The organism is Isachenkonia alkalipeptolytica (assembly GCF_009910325.1).
Classification (GTDB): Bacteria; Bacillota; Clostridia; order Peptostreptococcales; family T1SED10-28; genus Isachenkonia; species Isachenkonia alkalipeptolytica.
In genome coordinates, this window is the sequence record NZ_SUMG01000001.1 from 217,388 (window position 1) to 241,989 (window position 24,602).

Consider the following 24,602-nt stretch of genomic DNA (forward strand, 5'->3'; position numbering starts at 1 on the left):
AGGAAAGAGAATTACCATGAATAACATAAAATATGCACTGAAAATTCTATATCAGGATTGAGTTCGCAATATAAACATAATCAATTTCATCAAGACACAACCTGTTGAGACTGAAAATATTGAAGGGGACTCGGTTATCGTGAAAGGAAGAAGTGATCAACCCTGGATTTACATCAGCAGTGAATCGGACTGGGAATCTATGAAAAAGAAAAGCCTGTTGCCAGGATGCTAACCCATGATGATGGAGCCATGGGATTTTTTCATGTCCTGCCGGAGCATTGCTGGAAAGGGTATGCTTGGGAATTGAGTATTGCTATGATGAAAAAACTGAGGGAACAAGGTGAGATCCCTTTTGTCCATATCCAAGAGGACAATCAAGGATCCATGAGCTTAAGTCGTAAAATAGGTTTTGTTAAAGAACGGTTAATTCAATGGGTGAAGATCAATTTAGAAGAGAAAGGATAAAAGAAACAATAAGGAGGCTTTAATCAATGAAAAATATCTACATTATTCATGAAAACGATGAGTGGACTGCGCCGCTGAAAAAGCATTTAGATGACTTAGACCTGCCCTATGAGGACTGGTTTTTGGATGAAGGGATTTTGGACCTATCAAAAGAACCACCCCAGGGAGTATTTTATAATCGAATGAGCGCTTCATCCCACACGAGAGATCATCGATATGCCCCGGAATACACCGCAGCGGTCCTGGCTTGGCTTCAGAGAAAGGGTCGAAAAGTAATCAACACGGAAGACGCCCTTAGACTGGAAGTCAGCAAAGTAGCTCAGTACGCCTCTCTCAATGCCCATGGGATCAAAACCCCAAAAACCATTGCCGCCGTTGGAAGAGAAGAAATCGTAAGAGCTGCAGAAGGGTTTATTACTCCCTTTATTACGAAGCATAATCGCGCAGGCAAAGGTCTCGGAGTTCAGCTATTTCAAAATATAGATGCTCTACAGGAATATGTAAATGGACCAAACTTTGAAGTGCCCATCGACGGGATCACTTTAATCCAGCAGTATATTCAGTCCCCGGAACCCTTTATAACACGCTGCGAGTTTATTGGAGGCAAGTTTTTCTATGCGGTTCGGGTGGACACCTCGGAGGGTTTTGAATTATGCCCTGCGGATGTTTGCCAAATAGGAGAGGGAGCTTGCCCTGTAGGTGAGGTGGAAAAACCGAAGTTCGAGGTGATTGAAGGTTTTACGAATCCAATCTTAGAGCATTACGAGGGGTTTTTAAGAAGTAATGGTATACAGATAGCCGGCATTGAATTTATAACAGATAGAAAAGGAACCATATATACCTATGATGTCAATACCAACACCAACTACAACCCTGAGGCTGAAGCAGTAGCGGAAAAGTACGGAATGCTGGAAATCGCTAAATACCTAGGAAAAGAACTGGAAAAAGCAGAGGGAAAATAGCCGGAAAAACTTATGATACGGTATTAAATAATGTTTAACATCTGAGAACAACAAAACAACAAAAATCCCTTGACCATAGGCTCTAGGGATTTTTGCATTAAAATTAAACTTATAGTTACTCAGATCATGATCATAAAACAACTGTCTCTAAACAGAAAATGTTAACGTGGATAAATAAGTTATCATTTTATTTGAAAGAACTAAAAAGTAAATTTATGATTCGTATTCGGTTTTTTGGCTTCTGCTTTTTTGGGTTTTTCTTTCTTTTACCAGTTTTACAATCTCGATCATTCCCCGAATAGCTATTACAGAACCAAAGGCCGTTGTTCCCAGTTTTCCTCCGCCGCCTTGCATAAAGGGTTGAGAATAAATAAAAATCAAACCTGCAAACAGTCCGGCGATGGCCATGTATGCTTCATTTGGTACCCGCTGGTAGTTAGACATACCGGCATAAGTTGCACAGGTTACCATAACCGCCAACTGTCCACCAACCTCAGGATGAATAACCGGCAACAGCAAGCCTGCGGTCAAAGCAACGATACCTGAGCCCATTACCGGACCATGATTGAAACGTAAGCTGATGACCATGGTCAAAACAGCACCAATGACCGCATAGAAAAGTATCAAAGCGTTAACATCAAAAGCTGGGATCGGATCCGTCAACAAATTCTGCCCCGTCAGTAAGGCAGCACAGACCGCTCCCGTCCAGGCAATGGTCCCCAACTTTCCGCCAAAACCGTTAAAAACAGCTTTGGCAGCTACGAAAACAGCTCCTGCAATCACTCCGGCAAGCAGGATATAAGCCTGATTTGGAAGTAGTTCCGCCGATGACATCCCGACAAAAGCTCCACAGTACGTAGGTACTGCGTACTTGGGAACAATCAGCGCTGCAATAATTCCCACTAAGCCTGAAGCAACCACAGCCCCCAGATCAAAGTTGACACTTAAGGTATAGCATGCCAGGGCGCCAACCACCACGGATAAGAAATTAAAAAAATCAGTCATAGTGAAACCGTTGTCTTCAATTTTCTTCTGAGTCAGGTTTTTCAGCCATTCTCGCCGTTTTTCATAAAGTAGGGCAATCAGGACTAATATAAATATCCCTGCAACAAGCAGAACCCCTTCACTGAATGAGACGATAAAACTTCTCAAAAATAACAGTACTGTCATAAAAGCTAATATCAAATAGCCTGATTTTAAAACAATCCCTCTCAATTATTACACCTCCAAATGTTCCAAAAACCTATATTGCAATAATTCCGATGAAATGAAACTTGAGTCTTATAAAAACAGCGGTGCTGTTTATGGTTATATTACCCGATTGTTAAATTTTTAATCAATTGGTGCATTAAAAATATTTTTTTTGAAAGAAATATGAAGGATGTCGTTGTTCTAATGCATGATTTTTTGACTTCCTCCGTCTTTAGAATGAAATAGAATCGGTCTTTTGGAGCTTACGATTCTTTCCGTGTTTCGATACACTGTATGTGATAAGAAATGTTAAAATTCAATCAGGGTTATGGGGATCGGAGGAATAGACGATGGAAGCAGTACTTTATAGAAAAGAATTATTGGTTATTGCGGTAATAGGGATATTTCTTTTGGGGTTATCTCTTACCATTTCCTGTAATGATTTGCCGGAGGGGGACATTTTAAAACATGCAGAGCTATCAAAGGATGCTGCAAATCTAGTTAATATCACAGGTACGACGGAAAAATGGGTTTTACGATATCATGCAGTCGACGAAATCGGTATCACCCTTCAAGCGAAGTACTATGAAAAAGGAAAAGAAAGGACCGGTCAGTCTCCATCGTTTAGCGGGAATATTGAAGGGGAAGGTTTATTGGTACTGGATTATAAAGAGGGCGATTTGCTTATGGGGATCGGGGATGACGGGGGGCATCAGACGATACAAACCACTTTAGAAAAACCGGAAATTTCAGGGAATGTGAAACATTTCTTAGAAGAACCGATTGTCTTGGGAAAAGGGTCTCACCCAATAGGGGCTGTAATCATGTCCAAGAATGGACGTATTCACAGCCGGGGGATTACGGATCAGGAAGCCATAGATTTTAGTGTGGAAAACAATGATTATGCAGTAATTTTCACCGTAGAAGTCCATTCGGAATAAACCGGCCTGGGCAATAGGAAAAGAGAAGTATCCACAGGGAAAAGTCGACGGGTTTTGAAAAAGCTTTTTATGATCATAAGGACATTTGAATTTGAATGTCCTCTCTTTTTTCTTTGGTAAAATAATTAGAGGAGTGATAAGTTGAAAAAAATGATTGTACCGGGAAGTCCGAAAGATTTACATGCATGCTGTAAAATTCTTGAGAACTCTGAGCTTGGAAGGATTTATTTTTTTGATAAAGACCCTGGCAGGATGCTTTCGAAAGCTTTGAATAATGAAGAAATCTATGTGGTATTGGATGATCAGAATAATTGTATTGGATTTATTTTGTTTGAGTTGAAGGGCACCTTCGGAAAATATCCTTATCTGCATATGATTGTTGTAGAAAGAGAATTTCGCGGGAAGGGGATCGGCAGGGAACTAATCTATTATTTTGAAAATGTAATAGCTGCGGAGTATGATAAGGTATTTTTGCTAGTCGGGGATTTTAACAAAAGAGCGAAGGAGCTTTATCGGCAGTTGGGTTATGAAGAGATCGGAATCCTTTCCGACTTTTATAGAAAAGGAGTCAATGAATACCTGATGGGAAAATATAAGAAGTAGAAAACTGACCGGAAAGGAGTTACTATGGACAACATAAAAGTGGCCCTTGAAATATTGAGTGAAGACCCTATCCGAAACATCAATTTAATCAATTTTATCAAAGAATACCAGATTGATGTTATACATATTGAAGGGAGTTCGGTTTTGGTTAAAGGGAGAAGTGATCAAGCTTGGACTTATATCAGCAGCAAATCGGAAGCGGAATTGAATGTACTATTAAAACATTTGAAGGAAGAGGATCAGCACTTCGCTACAATAGAAGATTGGATGCTACCGTTTATTCTGAAAGACCGAAGACTGGAGTGGAAATTATCCTGTGTAAAGTTCTATTTTCCAAATAATTCAGCATTGCCGGAGAATATGGTCTCCCTCTTGGAACTGTCAACAACGGACGCGCAATACATTTTCGAGAACAGCAAGTATCAGGAGTACACTTCTAAGGAATACATAATTGAACGAATCCAAAAAGGTATCGGACTGGGAATCTATAAAAATGAAAAACTTGTAGCCTGGATTCTAACCCATGATGATGGAGCTATGGGATTTCTTCATGTCCTGCCGGAGTACCGGGGAAAAGGGTATGCTCGGGAATTGAGCATTGCTATGATAAGAAAACTGAGGGAACAAGGTGAAATTACTTTTATCCATATCGAAGAGGATAATAAAGAATCCATGAGCTTAAGTCGTAAAATGGGATTTGTTAAAGAACGCTTAGTTCACTGGGTGAAGATCAATTAGAAGAGAAGGATAGAGAAACAATAATGGGTCTTTACGGGTTGTAATCTTTTTTAACGATGGAAACTATCGGTTGCGTAAATTACACACCACATTTACTTGGCTTATTAACAGTTGATAGGCATAATGGTTGTAAGAGGATGATTAACTGTTAGGGAAAGGGAGCTTTCATGGAGCAAGGAGAGAAAATTCGGAGTCTTCGAAAAGAGGGAAGGTTATCTCAGGAGACTTTAGCTGAAACACTGGAGGTATCCCGGCAGTCCACTTCAAAATGGGAATCCGGGTAATCTGTTCCGGATATCAAAAAAATACTGTTGATTTGTGATCTGTTTGATATAAGCATCGACGACCTTTTTGAGAAAAATCCCCGAGATGAGGTAAAAATAACCAATAATGGAAAGGGGAGGATCGTCTACGCTTTTAATTCTACCGGGATAAAGCAATGGCAAGGATGACAAAAACTCCGTCCCGCTGTCATTTTTTTGTCTTATGCAGTTATCTATTGTACAAAAATATTTATTATGCTATGCTAATAATGACAACTGAATAAACCTTTGTGGTGCCCCGATAGATTTGGGGTTAAAAGGGAAAGTGGTTAAAATCCACTACAGCCCCCGCTACTGTATTTGGTTAAAGGTCCTTTACTATGCCATTGGGAAACCGAGAAGGCAAAGGATCATCGCCATAAGTCAGGAAACCTGCCTCGAAGGAAATGCTATAACAATCTTCGGTGGGAAGATGGGCGATGGTGATTAACTGTGTTTATTTTAAAGGGTTACTTTTATTTAAAGACGGCTTTTCTTAACCAATTGTTCATGAATTCCTCGAAAGAGGAATTTTTTTTATACAAATTTTTATTAATTACAATCTTAAAATTAAGGAGTGATTGGATGGAAGCAATGAAGCTCGAAAAAAGTAGTACCGTAACAAAACTAACCTACAGCGGAATATTGGTAGCACTCTCCTATGTGGGATCTTTACTAGGACTTATTATACCGGGAAGCCTGGCCTTTGATTCCATGCCCGCATTTTTCGGTGCAATGATACTGGGCCCGGTTTACGGAGCTGCAGTAGGAGGTGTGGGCCACCTCTTAACCGCTTTGATTAACGGTTTTCCATTAACGTTACCCCTACATTTATTTATCGGTGTACAAATGGCACTGATTGTAGGTGTTTTCGGATGGGTCTGTCAAAAGGAGCGAAGGATTGTTGCCGGAGTTTTGGCAACAGTGTTAAACGGTCCGCTATCTGCCGCAACCTCAGCCTTAGCCGCCCATTTACTCGGGCTCCCCTTTAGTGGATGGGTCCTCTTTAATACTATGGTTATTCCTCTTACTATTGTATCTTTCTTAAACGTATCCTTGGCCTTAATCCTTGGAAATATTCTTCAAAAGCGTATGGCCCGATGATCCGTTTTGAACAATTTAGAGATGTAACCCTGCTACATATGAAAAATGAAGAGACCTTGGTGATTTCCTGTGATTCCGTCGGAGGGGTCGGAGAAAAGAAAGAGGACCGGGTCCAGGCACCGCCGGAAGTGGTGGGATACTACGGAGCAAGAGTTGCGTTAATGGAAGTAATCGCCTTAAGGGCTAAACCTTTAGCATTGATTAATACCCTTTCCGTGGAGATGGAGAATTACGGGGAACGTATTTTAGCAGGGATTGAAAAGGCTGTGAGGGAACTACCCAGGGATGTGGTGATGCCGGTTACAGGAAGCTCCGAAGAAAACTTTCCTATGGTGCAGACAGCTCTCGGAGTTACGGTGATCGGTACCCTGGAAAAAAAAGCAGACCTGCCACCGAAAACCGACGGGGGGGAAAGTCTTTTCCTGGTAGGTCTTCCTAAGGTAGGAGAGGGCGTTCTTGCCGATGAAGGGGAAGTTTTATCCATGGAGGATCTGTATCATTTGATAAATCACCGGGGTGTAAAAGATATCCTTCCTATAGGCTCTAAAGGTATTGCTCACGAACTGGAGGTGTTAGGCGAAGAAGGTGGGAAGGTGGACCGGGAAACACATCGGGAAATCGATTTTTTTCAGTCGGGAGGGCCTTCCACCTCGGCCCTGGTGCTTATGAAGGAGACCGGGGTTAAGGAACTTCGAAGCATCCTTAAAGCCCCGATCACAAAATTATAGTGTTGAGTATCTAATTATTGGAATCAGAGGAGGGAAAAAATGCCGGGAATTATGATTGCAGGAACCAGCAGTGGTGTGGGTAAGACCACCTGTACCCTGGGGATCATGAAAGCTCTTAGGAAAAGAAGTATAGACATTAACCCATTTAAAGTGGGCCCTGACTATATTGATCCGGGATTTCATCAATTTGTCAGCGGAAATCCCTCGTACAATTTGGATCAGTGGCTTCTTCGAGATTCCACTATTGAGGTGCTCTACGGAAAACATAAAAAAAGAGGAGAGTTCTCTGTGGTGGAGGGAGTAATGGGTCTTTACGACGGCGTAGGCATATCGAAGGACGTGGGCAGTTCGGCGGCCATGGCAAAGCTCTTGGGACTTCCGGTGATTCTGGTAATCGACGGCGGCAAAAAATCCACCAGTGCAGCGGCGGAAGTGTTGGGCTATAAATTGTACGATCCAGAAGTAAACATCGCCGGGGTGATTGTCAATAAAGTCTCGGGAAAAACCCACTACGATATGATTAAAACCGTCATTGAGCGGGATGTGAAAATTCCCTGTGTGGGATACTTGAAAAAGGAAGAAGGACTTCACTTAAAAAGCAGGCATTTAGGGCTGATACCGGCGGAGGAAGTTGAAAACCTTGAAGAACAGCTGGAAATGCTAAGTGAGGGAATGGAGGAAACTGTGGATCTGGATACAATTATTGCCATCGGAAGTGGGCACGTTCCCCGGGAGCCTAAGGAACATGAGGATTTTATCACCCTTCAGATCGATAAGTTAAGAAGGATGGGAAAGGGACTCAGCCTCGGTGTATTTCAGGATCCCGCCTTTAGTTTTTATTATCAGGATAATCTGGAGATTTTAGAGGAAATCGGTATAATCTTAGAATTTATCAGTCCCATGAAGGATCAAAAGCTGAAAGAGGGCCTTTCGGGACTGTATATCGGCGGCGGATTTCCTGAAGTGTTTGGAAGGGAACTGAGGGAAAATCAAGGATTTATGAGCTCGTTAACAAAAGACTTGGAAAAGGGCCTGCCGACTTTTGCGGAATGCGGGGGACTGATGTATTTAACCGAGGGGATTGAAGACCTTAGGGGAGAATTTTATCCCATGACAGGATTTTTTCCCGCAAAGACGGTGATGACCAAGCGCTTGCAGCGTTTTGGTTATGTGGATGTGACCATGGATAAGAATATCACCCTGAAGGCCCATGAATTTCATCGCTCCAAACTCATTGAAAGGAACCAAACCCCGAAGAGCTATCAGGTGCAAAAAATTCGGGAAGGCAAGGTCTTAAAGGAGCATGAATGCGGCTTAAAGAAGAAAAACACCCTAGCAGGCTATCCTCATTTTCATTTTTATGATCACTGGGAATTTCTCCAAAACTGGATCGAAGAGATGAGAAGGTACCATGATCAGCGTTAGATGTCCCGCCTCCTGCGGAGAAATTTTTCAAGGACCGGTTGATGATCAGGAAGCACTGATCTCCTACGCTATAGACTTTTACGCCTTGGTGCGTTTGGAGAAGGGAAAAAGAGTAACCGGGAAAAATCAGGACAAAGCCTACCATGCCATGGAAGAGACATTGAAGTATTTTGATCGGTCCCCTAGTCTCTTAAAGGACTACCGATTGCTCGTTGAAAGTGATATCCCAAGGGGAAAGGGAATGGCAAGTTCCACAGCCGATGTGGCCGGTGCCGTAATGCTCAGTGCTAAAACCCTTCAGTGTCCTATGACGGAAGAAGTTCTTGGGAAAATCGCTGCAAAAGTAGAACCGACGGACAGTACACTGTTTTCAAAACTGAGTCTCTTTAACAGCAAATCCGGAAAGCGGGTAAGAAGCTATGGCCCTTATCCTAAGGGAAGGGTGTTGATTCTGGAGGGTTTTTCTACGGTAGATACTTTGGAATATCACCGACAACATTCAAAAACGAAAGCCTTGAAGTTGTATCAGCAAAAAGAGAACTTGAATAATTGTTATCAGACTGGTGTTATTGAAAAACCAATAAGAGTTGCTCAAGCCTTTGAAGCCTGGGAGAAGAAACGGGATAATATTTCCTTAAAGGAACTGGGAAAACTGGCCACAGTCAGTGCAAGAGCCCATCAACAGATTTTACCAAAGCCCGGGTTGGAGAAGATTATCAAACTGAGCAGCCAATCAGGAGCATACGGTGTTAATACCGCTCACAGCGGATCGGTGTTAGGTGTTCTCTACCATGAGGCCTTCTTTGATAAAAAAGGGTTTATCAAGAAGATTCAGCAGGAAGGTCTTAGGAAGCATTATCCGATCCTTCGGGATCACCGGCTGATCCCCGGCGGTCTTCAATGGATGAAATACTGATAAAGAAAAGAGGAATAATGATGTATATCAAAGATCCTATGGAAATTGAACGTAAAAGCTTTGAAATCATTGAGTCGGAATGGAAGCAAAATCCGAAAAGCTACGAGGAAGCACAAATTATGAAGCGGATCATACATACCACCGGCGATTTTGAGTACGGAGATCTGCTGCGAATGGGGGAAGACGGGATCGAAAAGGGACTGGCGGCCCTGAAACCGGGATTTAAAATCTACAGCGATACCAAAATGATTCAATCGGGAATTAATAAAGCCAACTTAAAAGTCTTACAGGGCAAGATGTATAACGCCACCCATGATGAGGATGTGGCCATTCAGGCGAAAAAAGAGGGCAGGACCCGGTCCATGGTAGGGATTGAAAAAGCCGTGAAAAATGAGGATATTCAGATCTTTGTGATCGGAAATGCTCCTACCGCTTTATTTCATCTATTGGATCTGTTGGAAGAAAGGAAACAATCCCCGGCGCTGATTATCGGCGTCCCCGTAGGTTTTGTAGGCGCCGAGGAGTCCAAGGAGGCCCTGATGAACAGTCCCCATCCTTATCTCGCCGTAAAGGGGCGCAAGGGAGGAAGTCCCGTGGCGGCGGCAATGGTTAATGCTTTAATGAAAATTAAAGTACAAGAGGCTGCCCATGGGGGAGAATAGACTGGATCAATTTGCTTTCAAAAATGGCAAAAAACTCCGATACGGATTTACCACGGGGAGTTGTATGGTAGCCGCAGCCAAAGGCAGTTTATTAATGATTTTAAAAGATCAAATCCTCGACGAGGTGGAACTGTTAACGCCTAAAGGATGGAACCTATATTTAAAGCTTCGGGATCAGGTGCTGGAAGGTGATGAGGCCCGGTGTTCCGTAATTAAGGATGCAGGGGACGATCCGGATATTACCCACGGTATTAAAATCTTTGTCAGGGTAAAAGTTCAAAGGGCAGAAAAGGGAAAACCTAAGGTGTTGTTAAAGAGCGGTAAAGGTGTAGGAATCGTTACGCAAAAAGGCCTTTCCATTCCCCCACAGGAGCCGGCGATCAATCCGGTACCGAGGAAGATGCTGAAGCGGGAACTAACAGAGCTATTGCCGGAGGATCTACGAGCGGAGGTTCTGGTATGGATTCCTAAGGGAGAAGAAATCGGAAAAAAAACCTTTAATCCCAGACTGGGCATTGTGGGAGGGATCTCGATTATTGGCACCAGCGGCATTGTGGAACCCATGAGCGAAGAGGCTTTTCAGGAGAGTATTCGAATTGAGATGGATATGCTGATGGAAAACCGGAAGGATCTCATTTTTATCCCTGGAAACTTTGGTCGGGACTTTGGCAAAGGTCTTGGACTGAGGGAAGAGGATATGTTGAAGACCAGCAACTTTGTAGGCTTTAGCCTGGACTGTGCCTATGAAAAGAAGGTTCGAAAAATTCTATTGGTGGGGCATTTGGGAAAATTCATTAAAGTCGCCGGAGGGATCTTTCACACACATAGTAAAATCGCCGATGGCCGCATGGAAATACTGGCTGCCTATACCGCAAAACACCTTGAAAATAGACGGCAACAGCAAATTCTAGAGGAGCAAATAGCAAATTCTAACAAAGTTACCGACTACAACGAGCATAGCGATGGAAATGAAAAAGCCGACCTGCTGCCGGATCATCTTATAGAAAAGATACTGAGCGCTAATACCACTGACGAAGCCGTGGAGAAACTGTTACAACTTGGCCTGAAAGAAGTGTTTACGGACCTGGCGAATAAAGTTTCGGAAAAGGCTCGGATTCGAACCCATGAAGAAATAGAAATCGGAACGGTTCTTTTCTCTCAGATCCATGGAGTCCTGGGGTTTTGTGATCAGAGCTGGAAAATGATCGAGGAACTTCGAAGTGCCGGGGAAGTACAGACGGAAGATATAAATACTGAAGATGAAAATGCGGAAGTTATAAATACTGAAGATAAGAAATCTAAAGATAAAAATACTGCAGATGAAAATCCTAATGATAAGAATCCTAAAAATAAGAAATCTACAACGGGGAGGCGATAAGCATGGAAAATATTCAAATTTTGGGCCTCGGCCCCGGTGCCAAAGACTATGTGCTTCCCGTGACCCTGAAAAAAATTCGTGAGGCCTCGGTGATTGTAGCAGGAAAGCGTAATCTACTTGAGGTGGAGGGACTGATCGACAAACCGCTTAAAGCGTCGGAAAAAATTAGGATTACCGCTCCCTTAGAGAAGGTGATGGAAAAAATACAGGATTCGAGAAAAAAAGGGAAAAAAATTGCCGTGGTGGTTTCGGGGGACCCGGGGTTTTACAGTATGCTTTCCTTTATGAAAAAGCATTTTTCCTCGGAGGAGCTGGAAGTAATCCCGGGGATCAGCTCGATGCAGGTGTTTTTCGCAAGGCTGAGTTTTCCCTGGAAGGAAGCTTATATCGGGAGCCTTCACGGAAAGACCGGGGATTTGGAGGCGGTTTATCATAATCGTTATTCCTTTTTCTTAACGGATCAAGACAATACTCCTTTCAAGATTAAAGAACAGTTATATCAAAAAGGGGAGAAGGATTCGATAAAGAAAAAGATCCTTGATGGGATGAAAATCCATATCGGAGAAAACCTGACGTATTCCGATGAGAAAATTACAAGCTGTCGGTTATCGAAAGTACCGAAGGAAATTGACAATCTATGTGTGGTGGTGTTGGAAAATGAAAACGAAACAGTACCGGGGCATTCCCGACGAAGCGTTTTTTCGGGGGAAGGTACCCATGACCAAAGAAGAGGTAAGAGGCATTAGCATAAACAAACTTCGACTCCGGGGAGGGGAAACTCTTTTGGATATCGGAGCGGGCTCCGGCAGTCTTTCCGTGGAAATGGCCATTGCTGTTGGAAAACAGGGAGGGGTCCATGCTGTGGAAATCAACCCGGAGGGAGTTCAACTGATCCACAAAAACCGGGACAAGTTTGCCGTGGACAATCTACAGGTCCGTCAAGGGAAAGCTCCGGAAGCCCTTAAAGATTTGCCGCTTATGGACGGCGTGGTCATCGGGGGCACGAAGGGAGCCATGAAAGAGATCTTCCAGGTGTTACGGGAAAAACTAAGACCCGAGGGGCGTTTGGTGATCAATGTACTGACATTGGAAAATCTCAGTTTAGCCCAGGAAATGCTAAAGATTCATGAGTACAAGGACATTGAAATTATTCAAGTTGCCATAAATAAGGGTCATGATGTGGGAAATTTGACGATGATGAAGGCGGAAAACTCGATTTACATATTATCCGCTACAAAGAAAGGGGAATCCCGATGAAAAAACTATACGGCATTGGTGTTGGACCGGGGGACCCGGAGTTGATAACGATAAAAGGGATTAACGTGTTGAAAAAGGTTTCGGCTATTGTTACCCCCCAGGGAAAGAAAGGGGAGGATAGCATTGCCTTAACAATTGCAAAGCCCTACCTCCGAGAGGAGGTTCATATTGAGTCCCTGGTATTTCCCATGACAAAGGATCCTAAAGCCTTGGAACTTTCCTGGGATGAAAATCGAAAAAAAATTGAAAATCTGCTGGACAACTACAACGAGGTAGCTTTTTTAACATTGGGGGATCCAAGTGTTTTCAGTACTTATATGTATATGATTCCGAGATTGATGGCAAGAGATATTTCCGTTGAGACCATTCCGGGAATTACCGCCTTTTCAGCCCTGGGCTCCGCCATTAATAAAAGTCTTACCCTGGATACGGAAGCCCTAGGGGTATATCCGATGCAAAAGAATGCAATTGGCTTACGATCCGCCCTGAAAATCTTCGATAATCTTGTGGTGATGAAGCTTTCCACAGATCCTGAAGCCATAAAGGAAGTTCTAGAGGAGCAGGGACTGGAACGAAATTTTGTAATCGTATCCCATGTAAGTCAACAGGAACAGAAGGTAAGTTATGATATCTCGAAGCTTAACAAAGGCCAAGTGCCCTATTTATCAACGATGCTGATCAAGAAAAAGGAGGTGTTTCAATGAAAACCGTCTATTTTGTAGGGGCCGGCCCAGGAGATCCGGAACTGATTACCGTAAAGGGACAAAACCTTGTGAAAGAGGGGGATATAATTATCTATGCGGGATCCCTGGTGAATGAAAAAATCCTGGACTGCAAAAAGAAAGATGCGAAACTTTACAACAGTGCTTCCATGACCTTGGATGAAGTATTGGAGGTAACGGAGCGCTCTCTGGCAAAAGGAGAAATGGTGGTACGGGTACATACGGGAGACCCGACGATCTATGGAGCGATTAAAGAGCAGATTGATGCCCTGGAGGAAAAAGGTATTCGTTCCGTGGTCATTCCCGGGGTAAGCTCCTTTACCGCTTCGGCGGCGTCTCTTAACCGAGAGTTGACCCTGCCCGGTGTCAGCCAAACCGTAATTTTAACCCGGCTGGAGGGGAGAACCCCGGTACCGGAACTGGAAAAGTTGGAAAGTCTCGCCCGGCATCAGTCCACCATGGCGATTTTCCTATCGGTTCAAATGATTGACAGGGTGGTGGAAAAACTACGAACCCACTATCCGGAAGATACCCCTATTGCCGTAGTGCAGCGGGCCACCTGGGAGGACCAAAAGCAGGTAATCGGAACCTTAGGAGAAATTGGAGAAAAAGTAAAGGAAGCAAAGATTTCGAAAACGGCACAGATTCTTGTGGGACGTTTTCTAGGAGAGGAGTATGAACTCTCAAAGCTCTACGACCCGAAATTCACCCATGAATATCGAGAGGCCAAAAGATGAGTTGGGGAATTATTACGCTGACTCAAAACAGTCTTCATTTAGGACTTCGGGTTAAGGATTCATTAAAAGATAACGGTACCCTTTACGCTCCGGAGAAGATTATTAATTCCTATAGAAATGAGATTATAGAATCCATAGACCAGCCTTTTAAATCTTTCGTCAAGTCCATCTACCAAAAGCACCAGGGCATGATTTTCATTATGGCCGCAGGGATTGTGGTTCGAAGCCTGGAGGGCCTATTAGAGCATAAATCCAAGGACCCCGGGGTGATTGTAATGGATGAGAAGGGAGAATTTATTATCCCAATCCTCTCGGGACATTTAGGAGGGGCTAACGAAATGGCCATCGTGCTGGCAGAAAAACTGAAAGCCACACCGGTAATTACCACCGCTTCCGATGTTCAAGGGAAAATGGCTGTGGATATGCTGGCTAAGAAGTTAGGTTTTGCATTCGTCGATTTTAACGCCGCAACGAAACTAAGCGGAAAAATTGTAAATGATGAAAAAGTAGTGGTATTTACAGAGGTCCCTTTACCGGATTGGGTAGAAAAGTACTTTCCCGTCCTTCGTTGTAGTAAGGAACAGTTGCCGGATAAGGTCCAGGAGCACTCCGGCGGTGCAATCATCGTCAGTAGTCGGAACTTGGGAAAGGAGCTTGGAAGCAAACCTGTAAGAAAACATAAAAGTGAACGGGAAAGCAAAAAAGATAATGGACAGGAAAGCGAGCAAGCAGGTGAAGAAGGAAATGAACAAGGAAGTAAACAAGCTTGGGAGCATAAATTTAACAGTGCTTATAGGATTCAGTTGTATCCGAAGAACTTAATCCTAGGCATCGGCGCCCGTAAAAATGTTTCCGCCAGCCATGTACGCCGAAGCATTGAAGCGGTACTAAAGGACTTCGGCTACAGTGCATTAAGCATTAAACATTTTGCCACAGTGGATGTGAAAGAAAAGGAACCGGGTATTCTAGAGGGAATTAAAGAATTTAATCGACCCTTAAAAATCATCTCCCGGGAGGAAATAAAAACCGTGGAAGGGAGTTTTGAAGGTTCGAACTTTGTCAAAGAAACCCTTGGAATTTTGGCGGTGGCTGAACCTGCAGCCTATCTTTCCTCGACAAAGGACGGAGAGTTTATCTTTGGAAAAAGGAAAATTGAGGGGCTGACCTTAGCTCTTTGGAAGGAGAACTGTCATTGAAAAAAGGAAAAATTTATGCCGTGGGAATCGGCCCGGGATCCCGGGAACACCGAACCCTTAGAGCCGTAGAAGCCATAAAAGAAAGTACGGGAATTGTGGGTTACAAAACCTACATCCCTTTAATAGAAGATTTAATCGAAGATCAACAGGTGCATCGCCTGGGAATGAAACATGAAGTGGAGCGGTGTGAAAAAGCCCTGAGTCTCGCATTACAAGGGAAGACCGTATCCTTAATCAGCAGCGGGGATGCAGGAATATACGCCATGGCGGGGATTTTATTTGAAGTAATCGAAAAAAACAACGCCCTGGGAAAGGTGAATATTGAAGTGGTTTCCGGGGTTACGGCATCCTCCGCCGCCGCGGCAAGCCTTGGTGCACCGATTATGCATGACCATGTATCCATTAGCTTAAGCGATTTGTTGACCCCCTGGAGTGTAATTGAAAAACACCTGGATCTTGCTGGACAGGGAGATTTCGTCATTAGTTTATACAATCCGAAAAGCAAAGGACGTCCGAAGCACCTTCAAAACGCGACGGAAATTTTACTCCGGCATCGTAGGAAAGATACCCCTGTGGGCATTGTAATCAATGCCAAGCGAGAGGGCGAATCCGTAAAGATCACCACCTTGGAGGCTTTACCTACAGAAGAAGTGAATATGTTTACGATGGTTCTGATCGGAAACAGCAACACCAAAATCCTTGGAGATTTTTTAGTGACTCCCCGAGGTTATGACCTATGATTTGGATAGCCGCCGGTACCGAAGAAGGGCGACGGATTGCGAAGGCCTTGGCAGAAAAAGACCAAGAAATTATGGTCAGTGTCACCACGGAATACGGAGGTTCTCTTTTACGAAGGGAGCTGGAGAATGTAAGGATCATCGATCGTGCCCTGGATTATCAGTCAATGGGAAAAATCATAAAGGAGTTTCCCATAACAAAGATTGTTGACGCCACCCATCCCTATGCGGATCTGGTTTCAAAGAATTTGATTGCATTGGCCGAGAAAAACGTTATATCCTATATCCGCTACGAGCGCCCCTCCCTTAAAGAGCTGATTCAAAAGGAAATACCGGAACATGAAAAAGATCATATTTTATGGGTGAAGAACACTGGGGATGCCGTTGAAGCATTAAACAAAAGTCGGGGAAAGGTACTGCTGACCATGGGAAGCAAAACCCTGGGAGATTACCTGAAGGGTTTGGATTCCTCAAGAATTTATGCCCGGCTCCTGCCGGTGGCGAAGGTGATGGAAAAATGCAGAGCTTTAGGGCTACCCCCCGGTCAAATACTGGGTATGCAGGGTCCTTTCTCAACAGAGTTTAATCGCGCTACGTTGAAGGAATTCAATATCGAATCCTTGGTCACTAAGGACAGCGGCCTCACGGGAGGGGTCCGGGAAAAAATCCTTGGGGCTCTGGAGACGAAGGTTCAAATAATAATTATTGAAAGACCCGGCGTGGTTTATCCAAGGGTTTTTAGTGATATGGAAGCATTGATGAAAGAACTGTAATCGCATAGAAATTATTAGTAATAGAATAAGTAAAGGTATCAGCAGTTAAGCAGAAAGTAACTATAGCAGCACTGTAATTATAAAAAAAACCCAGTAAGGTATGGAATGCACAGGATTTGTTAGACGGATGGTAAATACTGATCGTTTTAAAATACAATCATTAACTCAATAAAACAGTTTAAGAGAGGAGAACAACAAATGAAAAGAGGATTATTTATTTTAGCCCATGGAAGCCGCTCTCCTGAAGCGGGAAAACAGCTGGAAAATGTGGTGGCAAACATCGAAAAAAATGGAGGAGCAAAGTTTCAATTTGTTGAATACGGCGCCATGGAACTGTCCAAACCTTCTTTTCCCCAAGGCATAGAAAATTTGGCGAACAAAGGGGTCGAGGAAATTGTGATTGTTCCCCTGTTTTTATTTTTCGGGAATCATATCAAAAAAGACATCCCCAAAATCCTGGAGGATATTAAGGTAAAGCATCCGAATGTGAAATTCACCTTGACCAGCCCCATTGGAGAGGATCCGAGAATTGTGGACATCGTCATCGAAAAGGGAAATCAAGCACTGTAGATCTAGGAGGAATACCGATGAAGATTATATCCTTTAGTATCAATCATAAAAAAGCGAAGATCGATTTTCGGGAAAAGGTATCCTTTACGAAGTCGGGACTGATAAAGGCATTGGAAATCCTTCGTGAGGGATCGGGTTTTGAAGAAGGGGTTATTTTATCCACCTGTAACCGTACAGAGCTCATTGCAGTAGTGGAAGATCTCACCAATGCGGAAACCCGGTGCCGAAAGTTCTTTTCCGATTTTTTTCATCTGAAGCATGGAGAAATCCTGGGGCAGTACGATTTCAAAGAGGAGACCGATGCCATCAATTATCTTTACGAAGTGGCAGCGGGGCTGGACTCTATTGTTCTTGGAGAGGATCAAATCCTGGGTCAAGTTAAAGAGGCCTACACCAAAGCCCAGGAAATCGGTGCCAGCGGTAAAGTGCTAAATAAGCTGTTTCTTGGAGCAATCACCACGGCGAAGGAGATTCGAACCACCACCCGTATTTCACAAAACCCTCTATCCATCAGTAGTATCGCTATTCAAAAAGGGAAAGAGGTTTTAGGAAGCTTAAAGGATAAAACCGTTTTGGTGGTGGGCTATGGAAAAATGAGCCGTCTGGCCATGAATCATCTCGTGGAAGAAGGGGTTGTAAAAATCTACCTATGCAACAGGCGGGCGGAGAGGATCGAAGAGATAAAAGACCCTAAAATACACAAAATCTCCTATCAGGATAAGTACCGGATTTTACAGGAGGAAGAAATCCATCTGGTCATCAGCGCCACGGGAGCTCCCCATATGATCTTTGAACGGGAAAACTTCGAAGGGCTGCATAAGCGATTTTTAATGGAAAATCGATCCTTGGCAATGATTGATATTGCCCTGCCTCGGGATGTGGATCCAAGCATTGGGGAGCTACAAGGCATTCATCTTTACACCGTGGACGATTTAAAAGTAATTGCAACGGGAAATCTGAAGGGGCGAGAGTCTCTAGTAGAGGAAATCAAAGAGTGTATTGAAAAAGCTGTGTCGGATTATGAATGTTGGCAGCGGTGTATTCCCGTCCATCCCAAAATCGCAAAAATCAAGAACCAAAGCAGTACCTTGGTGGACCGGGAACTGGAGGATCTTTTTCGAAAGTTGGAACACTTAGAGGGTAAGGACCAAAAGCTGATTGAAAAGAAAGTAAAAAGCATCGTGGGTAAAATCCTCAAAACCCCCATATTGGAAATGAAAAAGGCCGGAGAAAAGGGAGAGTCCGATGAGGCCGTAAAATTTGCCCATCGTTATCTTGGAGTTAAAGAATAAAAGGGAGTGGGGAGATGACAGCGGGACGGAGAAACTGTCATCCCATAAAACTGCGTGGTTGTCTCGGGCGGGATTGTATGCTAACTGGACTAAATCATTATTGGAGGAGTATCTTTAGAAAAATAGAGGCGGAATAGATTCGTAACACGGGTAAAAATCAAGAACGATAAGGAGGCAGTCTATGGCTTATCCCATCGTACTAAAACATAGGAATCAAAAAGTCCTGATCATCGGAGGTGGGGCGGTAGCCCTCAGAAAAGCGAGAAGACTAAGGCGTGAAAGTTTTGAAATCATAGTCGTTGCTCTAAAATTCAGCAGGAAAGCCCAGGCGTTTTTTAAACAGAATGGAATTGTCTTTGTGAAAAGAGGATTGACAGAAGAGGATTTTCCAGGTGTGGACCTGGTGTTTAATACTTCAGGGAATGAAAAGGTTCGTGGGATGATTCATCGAGCCAGAAAGCATCATAAATTCTGGCTAAACGACGGATGTTTTCCGGGGGATTCGGATTTTCATGTTCCCGCCAGCTACAACCAGGGAGATTTGATGTTAAGCGTATATACCCATGGGAAGAGTCCGGCTCTTGGGAATCGCTTCCATGAGTACTTTGAGGATTGTTTTGGTAGGGATTGGCAGGCGGTTCTTGAAATTCTTGGAAGAGAACGAAAAAGGCTGTTGGCGGAAGAACCTTCAGAGGAGCGGCGAAAAGAGCTTTTACGGCGAATGGTGGAAGAAATTCCTGAGGCAATGTTTGAACCTGGGGATCTCTTGCCCGAGGAGAAAGAAAGAATTTTGGAAAACATACAAAAGGCCTGGAAAAAAGATGATGGGAATGGCGAAAAAATATAGAAATAGAGAAAAAATCCTCATATAAATTTCATCATTATAACAGGTAGCAAATCAGAAAGGAGATTGGTCCAATGAAACGAGTGATCAATATCGGATCCCGAGACAGCAGACTAGCATTGATTCAGAGTGAAATCATCATCGAGGCTTTAAAAGCCAGTTACCCCGAATATGATTACAATATAATAAAAATCAAAACCAAAGGGGATAAAATTTTGAATAAAACCCTAAGCAAAGTAGGAGGAAAGGGACTGTTTGTTAAGGAGATTCAGCAGGCTCTTTTATCGGAAAAAATTGATTTAGCGGTGCACAGCATGAAAGATCTTCCGGGGGAGACTCCAAAGGATTTGGTGATCGGTGCCATGCCAAAGAGAGAGGATCCAAGGGATGTTTTGATTCTCAGAAAAGAAAAGAGACTTCAAGACATTCCTAAAGGGGGATTGATCGGAAGCAGCAGTCTTAGAAGACAGTCTCAAATTCTAAAACAGCGCCGGGATCTCAGTATTAAAGGGATTCGTGGAAACGTGCAGACTCGACTTCGAAAAATGGAAGAGGAGGAAATGGACGGGATCATTCTTGCGGCGGCGGGACTGAATCGGTTAGGGTTAAGCTTTGATAATTTCGCACACCTGAACACAGAAGATTTTATCCCTGCGGTGGGACAGGGGGCCCTTGGCTGTGAGATTCGAAGAGAAGACCGGGAGCTGAAGAATATGTTAAAGACCATTGAAGACATTCCTACAACTTTGGCAGTACAAGGGGAGCGAAGTTTTTTAAAAGCTCTAAACGGAGGTTGTCATGCTCCTATCGCCTGTTATGGAAAGATTCAGGATAGTAAGCTTATCCTCCGGGGCATGGTGGGAGAAGCATCGGGAGACTTGCATCTGGTGGAAGCGATCAGCGGTGCCATGGAGGAAGGGGTCCGCTTAGGAAAAGAGCTTGCCAAAGTCTTAGAAGCTAGAGGCGCCAGGGAACTGTTGCAACGGGAGGAGGAGAAGGAGCATGCATCGGACCGAATGTAAACAGGGAAATCAGACAGAAAATAAACCGGGGAAAGTATACTTAGTGGGGGCGGGCCCCGGCGATGAAGAGCTGATCACCTTAAAGGGTGTAAGGGCCATTGAAGAAGCCGACGTAATTCTTTATGACCGCTTAAGCAGTCCCGGACTATTACGTTACCAAAAGTCGGGGACGGAACTGATTGATGTGGGAAAGAAGCCGGACCATCATAAGGTGCCCCAAGAGGAAATCAATAAGATTTTAATAGATAAAGCTCTGGAAGGCAAAATCGTCACCCGAATTAAAGGAGGGGATCCCTTCGTTTTCGGACGGGGAGGGGAAGAGGCTCTAAGTCTTGAACGAGAAGGAATTCTGTACGAAGTGGTACCGGGAATCACCTCGGCGATTGCGGTTCCCGCCTACGGCGGTATCCCGGTGACTCAACGAAATATCAGCACCTCCTTTCATGTGATTACCGGCCATGAAAACCCGGAAAAGGAAGAGGCTATGGTGGACTATAGCCTCTTGGCAAAGCTACAAGGGACCCTGATATTTTTAATGGGCATCAAAGCCCTTCCGAATATTACAAAGAAGTTGCTCAACGAGGGGATGAAGCCTAACACCAAGGCGGCGGTGATTCATCGAGGTACCACGGCGAAGGAGAAAAAAGCGGTGGGAACTTTGGAGACCATCGTAGAGGAAGTGAAAAAAAAGAAAATCATCTCCCCTGGCATTATCGTCGTCGGGGAAGTGGCGGGATTTTCAGACCAAATGGACTGGCGGCGCTTCATGCCCTTGAAAAATAAACGGATTTTATTAACCAGGAGTCGAAAGCAAGCAAGTACCCTTCGAAAACAGCTGATGTCCCTAGGGGCCGAAGTTGTGGAGTACCCAAGCATTAAAATCGTAGAAGAGAAGGAGCCGGGGAAACTGTCACACCATATTCTTCAGCTTAAAGAAAGTGGCGCCGCTAATCTGTTTTTCTCCAGTCCCAATGGGGTTGAGGCCTTCTTTGATGGATTGAAGGTTATCAAAAAGGATATAAGAAATCTGAAGGATATGAAAATTACAGCCATTGGGGAGAGTACGAAAAAAGCCCTGGAAAATCGAGGGGTCATGGATGTGGAGATCCCTGAGAGTTATACCTTGGAAGGGGCCCTAGAGATGTTCGCGGCAAAACTTCAAAACGGTGACATCCTCTATCATGTACGGGGAAGCTTAGGGAGAGATTTACTGGAAAAGGAGCTTTCCAAGAAAGGGATTCAAGTTATTGAGAAGGATTTTTACAGTACAGAGAGACCTAAAGACAGCGGAGATTTGAAAGAGATCTTATCCCGAGGGATTGACGCCATTACCTTTACAAGCTCTTCCACGGTTCAGTTTTTCCTGGAGTCACTGTCCGATGAGGTCATTGATAGTGTTCAGAAAAGCAAAATATTTGCCATCGGACCGGTAACCGCCGAAACGGCAAAGTCCTTTGGTCTTACGGTGGACACCATAGCCAGTCCTCATACCATCAAAGGGTTAGTGGACGCCATGGTTAAGGATGTAAAGGAAGAGTAACGCGAAAGGGAGTAACGAAAGACAAAGCAAAGAAAGTTAAAGCAAAGAAAAGATAGAAGGACGAAAACTTTCCATAATAGCGAAGGTTGCAGCATCTTGTTTTTTTAAAGGAGGATACACATGTCAGCAGATAATTTTACACGGTCCAGACGACTTCGAAGGACCTCAAATATACGGAAAATGGTCTCCGAGACCAAGGTGACGGCAGAGGATTTGATCTATCCGATTTTTGTCACCCAAGGTAAGGGGATCAAAAAAGAAATCCCCAATATGCCCGGGCAGTTTCACTACAGTGTGGACCAGTTGGGTGAGGCCATTGAAGAGGTTGTTTCTTTAGGGATTCCTGCAGTAATGGTCTTTGGAATTCCAAAGACCAAGGACTTTAACGGTTCCGGAGCCGATGATGCCGATGGCATTGTACAGCAGGGGGTTCGGGAAATCAAGAAGAAGTTTCCCGACCTTACGGTGATTACCGATGTTTGTATGTGTCAATATACTACTGACGGTCACTGCGGTTTAGTGGTCGATGGGGAAGTGGTAAACGATCCTAGTTTAGAGCGTTTGGGAAGTATCGCTTTCAGTCATGCAGAGGCGGGAGCAGATATGGTGGCTCCCTCGGATATGATGGACGGGCGTGTGCTTCGGATTCGCCGTGAACTGGATCAGGCGGATTATCAAAATGTGGCGATCATGAGTTACAGTGTGAAATACGCCTCCAGCTTTTACGCTCCCTTTCGAGGGGCGGTAAATTCCGCTCCAAGCTTTGGAGACCGGAAAACCTATCAGATGGATCCGAGAAATCGCCTGGAGGCTAAGCGACAGGCGGCCATCGACTTAGATGAAGGCGCGGACATTTTAATGGTTAAGCCGGCCCTGGCCTATCTCGATATTATTCGAGAGGTAAAGGGAGACGCACCCCTTGCGGCCTATCATGTCAGCGGTGAATACGCCATGTTTAAGCTCGCTGCAAAAAACGGTTTGATTGATGAGACCGAAGGCATGGTGGAAATCCTCACAAGCATCAAACGGGCAGGGGCGGATTTGATTCTTACTTATTTTGCTAAGGATATGGCGAAACATCTTCACTACTGAGCATGGATCTACTGAAAAATAACGAAAATATTAAAATAGCTTATGGGAGGGAACGGCAATGAATAAATCAAGTGCATATTTTGAGCGATCAAAGGGAGTCATGCCCGGGGGCGTAAACAGTCCCGCAAGGGCTTTTTCCAGCGTGGATATGGACCCGCCCTTTATAGAACGGGGAGAAGGAGCCTACATCTATGATGAGGAAGGCAATAAATACCTGGACTTTGTGGGATCCTGGGGGCCGCTTATTTTAGGCCATGGAGACGAAGACGTGGTAAAAGGTTTGGAGGAAGTTATAAAAAAAGGAACCAGTTTCGGAGCCCCTACAAAAATTGAGATGGAAATGGCGGAGTTGATGGTGGATTCTCTGCCGAATGTGGAAATGGTCCGGATGGTAAATTCCGGCACCGAGGCCACCATGTCCGCCCTACGTTTAGCCAAAGCCTTCACCGGACGATCGAAAATTGTAAAATTTGAAGGAAACTATCATGGGCACTCCGACAGTCTACTTATTAAAGCCGGATCTGGAGCCTTAACCCACGGCGTTCCTGATAGTTTAGGGGTGCCCGAGGAAATCGGCCGAAACACATTAACTGCAAACTATAACGATTTAGACAATTTGAAAGCGATCTTTGAGGCGAATAAAGAGGAAATTGCAGCGGTAATAATTGAGCCCGTGGCGGGAAACATGGGTGTGATTTCTATGACGGAGGAATTTGCCCGGGGACTTCGAGCGCTAACAAAAGAACATGGAATTATCCTGATTTATGATGAAGTGATGAGCGGTTTTCGGGTTAGCTTCCAAGGAGCTCAGAGCCTTTATCCGGGTATTGCTCCGGATTTGATCTGTTACGGAAAAATCATCGGCGGCGGACTTCCTGTAGGGGCTTTTGGAGGTAGAAAAGACATTATGTCCATGCTCGGACCCATCGGTCCGGTGTATCAAGCGGGGACCCTTTCGGGGAATCCATTGGCCATGCGGGCGGGATTTGAGACCTTGAATAAACTGGGAAAAAATCCTGAGTTTTATAAAAAACTTGAGGCCATGGCAGAAAAGCTGGAACAGGGAATTCTTCAAGCTGGAGAGCGCCACCGCATTCCTGTAACGGTTAACCGGGTTGGGGCCATGATTTCTCTGTTTTTCACCGATCAATCGGTAAGGGACTTCAACGGTGCCAATGCTGCAGATCAACAACGTTTCAAAACCTACTTCAAAGCCATGCTGGAAGAAGGAATCTATCTTCCCCCATCTCAGTTTGAAGCTTTGTTTTTGAACGTACAAATGACTGAGGAGGATCTGAATCAAGCAATAAGTGCCATTGACCGGGTATTTTCCGAGCTTCCCTAATATAAAGAAGGATGGAAAAAACAGTATTCTATTACAATTGACATAAGAGATGGAGCGTAT

General features: G+C 44.2%; 27 protein-coding genes and 1 riboswitch. Of the genes, 26 read left to right on the forward strand and 1 reads right to left on the reverse strand.

The features are described from left to right. The first annotated feature begins 195 nt into the window (after nucleotides 1-195). Together ISALK_RS01030 and ISALK_RS01035 are read left to right on the forward strand one after the other, a co-directional pair. The gene (locus ISALK_RS01030; protein WP_371723378.1) at nucleotides 196-465 is read left to right on the forward strand and encodes a GNAT family N-acetyltransferase; all 270 of its coding nucleotides are present in this window, start codon (nucleotides 196-198) and stop codon (nucleotides 463-465) included. 26 nt (nucleotides 466-491) lie between these two features. Further along, entirely contained in the window at nucleotides 492-1,427 is a 936-nt protein-coding gene (locus ISALK_RS01035) for an ATP-grasp domain-containing protein (protein ID WP_160718377.1), read from the forward strand. A 213-nt stretch (nucleotides 1,428-1,640) separates the two neighbouring features. On the opposite strand, the gene ISALK_RS01040 is transcribed toward ISALK_RS01035, so the two are convergent. Then, on the reverse strand, nucleotides 1,641-2,597 hold the full coding sequence (locus ISALK_RS01040; protein ID WP_160718378.1) for a hypothetical protein: 957 nt from the start codon (nucleotides 2,595-2,597) through the stop codon (nucleotides 1,641-1,643). 371 nt (nucleotides 2,598-2,968) lie between these two features. Here ISALK_RS01040 and ISALK_RS01045 point away from each other — a divergent pair, with 371 nt between their 5' ends. The 24 genes from ISALK_RS01045 (at nucleotide 2,969) to hemL (ending at nucleotide 24,542) form a co-directional block, all read left to right on the forward strand. After that, nucleotides 2,969-3,559, forward strand: coding sequence for a hypothetical protein (locus tag ISALK_RS01045; protein WP_160718379.1), 591 nt, complete (start codon nucleotides 2,969-2,971; stop codon nucleotides 3,557-3,559). Nucleotides 3,560-3,709: 150 nt separating this feature from the next. Further along, nucleotides 3,710-4,162 carry a GNAT family N-acetyltransferase gene (locus ISALK_RS01050; RefSeq protein WP_236660226.1) on the forward strand — a complete coding sequence of 151 codons (453 nt, stop codon included), beginning with the start codon at nucleotides 3,710-3,712 and terminating at the stop codon, nucleotides 4,160-4,162. 24 nt (nucleotides 4,163-4,186) lie between these two features. Continuing rightward, complete coding sequence (locus ISALK_RS01055; RefSeq protein WP_160718381.1) at nucleotides 4,187-4,900, forward strand: GNAT family N-acetyltransferase; 714 nt, start codon at nucleotides 4,187-4,189, stop codon at nucleotides 4,898-4,900. A gap of 167 nt (nucleotides 4,901-5,067) precedes the next feature. Further along, nucleotides 5,068-5,184, forward strand: a complete 117-nt coding sequence (locus ISALK_RS15485) for a helix-turn-helix transcriptional regulator (RefSeq protein WP_160718382.1) — start codon at nucleotides 5,068-5,070, stop codon at nucleotides 5,182-5,184. A gap of 253 nt (nucleotides 5,185-5,437) precedes the next feature. After that, a riboswitch (cobalamin riboswitch) is annotated at nucleotides 5,438-5,617 on the forward strand. Nucleotides 5,618-5,787: 170 nt separating this feature from the next. Further along, nucleotides 5,788-6,306, forward strand: coding sequence for an ECF transporter S component (locus tag ISALK_RS01065; RefSeq protein WP_160718383.1), 519 nt, complete (start codon nucleotides 5,788-5,790; stop codon nucleotides 6,304-6,306). After that, nucleotides 6,303-7,034 (forward strand): AIR synthase related protein, encoded by a 732-nt coding sequence (locus ISALK_RS01070; protein ID WP_160718384.1) that lies wholly within the window; start codon nucleotides 6,303-6,305, stop codon nucleotides 7,032-7,034. Before ISALK_RS01065 ends, ISALK_RS01070 begins: the two co-directional genes overlap by 4 nt. 39 nt (nucleotides 7,035-7,073) lie before the next feature. Further along, nucleotides 7,074-8,459: a cobyrinic acid a,c-diamide synthase CobB gene (locus ISALK_RS01075; RefSeq protein ID WP_160718385.1), complete on the forward strand. Its 1,386-nt coding sequence runs from the start codon at nucleotides 7,074-7,076 to the stop codon at nucleotides 8,457-8,459. Next, entirely contained in the window at nucleotides 8,446-9,375 is a 930-nt protein-coding gene (locus ISALK_RS01080; protein WP_160718386.1) for a GHMP family kinase ATP-binding protein, read from the forward strand. The genes ISALK_RS01075 and ISALK_RS01080 overlap by 14 nt, the downstream gene beginning before the upstream one ends. Nucleotides 9,376-9,392: 17 nt before the next feature. Beyond that, on the forward strand, nucleotides 9,393-10,037 hold the full coding sequence (locus tag ISALK_RS01085; protein WP_160718534.1) for a precorrin-8X methylmutase: 645 nt from the start codon (nucleotides 9,393-9,395) through the stop codon (nucleotides 10,035-10,037). Then, complete coding sequence (gene cbiD, locus ISALK_RS01090; protein ID WP_160718387.1) at nucleotides 10,024-11,415, forward strand: cobalt-precorrin-5B (C(1))-methyltransferase CbiD; 1,392 nt, start codon at nucleotides 10,024-10,026, stop codon at nucleotides 11,413-11,415. The genes ISALK_RS01085 and cbiD overlap by 14 nt, the downstream gene beginning before the upstream one ends. 2 nt (nucleotides 11,416-11,417) lie before the next feature. After that, complete coding sequence (gene cbiE, locus ISALK_RS01095) at nucleotides 11,418-12,161, forward strand: precorrin-6y C5,15-methyltransferase (decarboxylating) subunit CbiE (RefSeq protein ID WP_160718388.1); 744 nt, start codon at nucleotides 11,418-11,420, stop codon at nucleotides 12,159-12,161. Beyond that, on the forward strand, nucleotides 12,073-12,672 hold the full coding sequence (gene cbiT / locus ISALK_RS01100; RefSeq protein ID WP_160718389.1) for a precorrin-6Y C5,15-methyltransferase (decarboxylating) subunit CbiT: 600 nt from the start codon (nucleotides 12,073-12,075) through the stop codon (nucleotides 12,670-12,672). The genes cbiE and cbiT overlap by 89 nt, the downstream gene beginning before the upstream one ends. Continuing rightward, the gene (gene cobI, locus ISALK_RS01105; protein WP_160718390.1) at nucleotides 12,669-13,376 is read left to right on the forward strand and encodes a precorrin-2 C(20)-methyltransferase; all 708 of its coding nucleotides are present in this window, start codon (nucleotides 12,669-12,671) and stop codon (nucleotides 13,374-13,376) included. Before cbiT ends, cobI begins: the two co-directional genes overlap by 4 nt. Then, complete coding sequence (cobM, locus tag ISALK_RS01110) at nucleotides 13,373-14,131, forward strand: precorrin-4 C(11)-methyltransferase (RefSeq protein WP_160718391.1); 759 nt, start codon at nucleotides 13,373-13,375, stop codon at nucleotides 14,129-14,131. The genes cobI and cobM overlap by 4 nt, the downstream gene beginning before the upstream one ends. Then, entirely contained in the window at nucleotides 14,128-15,327 is a 1,200-nt protein-coding gene (locus ISALK_RS01115; RefSeq protein WP_160718392.1) for a cobalt-precorrin 5A hydrolase, read from the forward strand. Before cobM ends, ISALK_RS01115 begins: the two co-directional genes overlap by 4 nt. After that, on the forward strand, nucleotides 15,324-16,067 hold the full coding sequence (gene cobJ, locus ISALK_RS01120; RefSeq protein WP_160718393.1) for a precorrin-3B C(17)-methyltransferase: 744 nt from the start codon (nucleotides 15,324-15,326) through the stop codon (nucleotides 16,065-16,067). Before ISALK_RS01115 ends, cobJ begins: the two co-directional genes overlap by 4 nt. Continuing rightward, on the forward strand, nucleotides 16,064-16,837 hold the full coding sequence (gene cobK, locus ISALK_RS01125; RefSeq protein WP_160718394.1) for a precorrin-6A reductase: 774 nt from the start codon (nucleotides 16,064-16,066) through the stop codon (nucleotides 16,835-16,837). The genes cobJ and cobK overlap by 4 nt, the downstream gene beginning before the upstream one ends. A gap of 168 nt (nucleotides 16,838-17,005) precedes the next feature. After that, nucleotides 17,006-17,407, forward strand: a complete 402-nt coding sequence (locus tag ISALK_RS01130) for a sirohydrochlorin chelatase (RefSeq protein WP_371723379.1) — start codon at nucleotides 17,006-17,008, stop codon at nucleotides 17,405-17,407. A 17-nt stretch (nucleotides 17,408-17,424) separates the two neighbouring features. Continuing rightward, the gene (gene hemA, locus ISALK_RS01135) at nucleotides 17,425-18,699 is read left to right on the forward strand and encodes a glutamyl-tRNA reductase (protein ID WP_160718396.1); all 1,275 of its coding nucleotides are present in this window, start codon (nucleotides 17,425-17,427) and stop codon (nucleotides 18,697-18,699) included. Between the two features lie 181 nt (nucleotides 18,700-18,880). After that, entirely contained in the window at nucleotides 18,881-19,546 is a 666-nt protein-coding gene (locus tag ISALK_RS01140; RefSeq protein WP_160718397.1) for a precorrin-2 dehydrogenase/sirohydrochlorin ferrochelatase family protein, read from the forward strand. 71 nt (nucleotides 19,547-19,617) lie between these two features. Next, nucleotides 19,618-20,565 (forward strand): hydroxymethylbilane synthase, encoded by a 948-nt coding sequence (gene hemC / locus ISALK_RS01145; RefSeq protein WP_160718398.1) that lies wholly within the window; start codon nucleotides 19,618-19,620, stop codon nucleotides 20,563-20,565. Further along, nucleotides 20,546-22,105 carry a uroporphyrinogen-III C-methyltransferase gene (gene cobA / locus ISALK_RS01150; RefSeq protein WP_160718399.1) on the forward strand — a complete coding sequence of 520 codons (1,560 nt, stop codon included), beginning with the start codon at nucleotides 20,546-20,548 and terminating at the stop codon, nucleotides 22,103-22,105. Before hemC ends, cobA begins: the two co-directional genes overlap by 20 nt. A 120-nt stretch (nucleotides 22,106-22,225) precedes the next feature. Next, nucleotides 22,226-23,197: a porphobilinogen synthase gene (gene hemB, locus ISALK_RS01155; protein ID WP_160718400.1), complete on the forward strand. Its 972-nt coding sequence runs from the start codon at nucleotides 22,226-22,228 to the stop codon at nucleotides 23,195-23,197. A gap of 58 nt (nucleotides 23,198-23,255) precedes the next feature. Continuing rightward, complete coding sequence (gene hemL / locus ISALK_RS01160) at nucleotides 23,256-24,542, forward strand: glutamate-1-semialdehyde 2,1-aminomutase (RefSeq protein WP_160718401.1); 1,287 nt, start codon at nucleotides 23,256-23,258, stop codon at nucleotides 24,540-24,542. The last annotated feature ends 60 nt before the right edge of the window (nucleotides 24,543-24,602 follow it).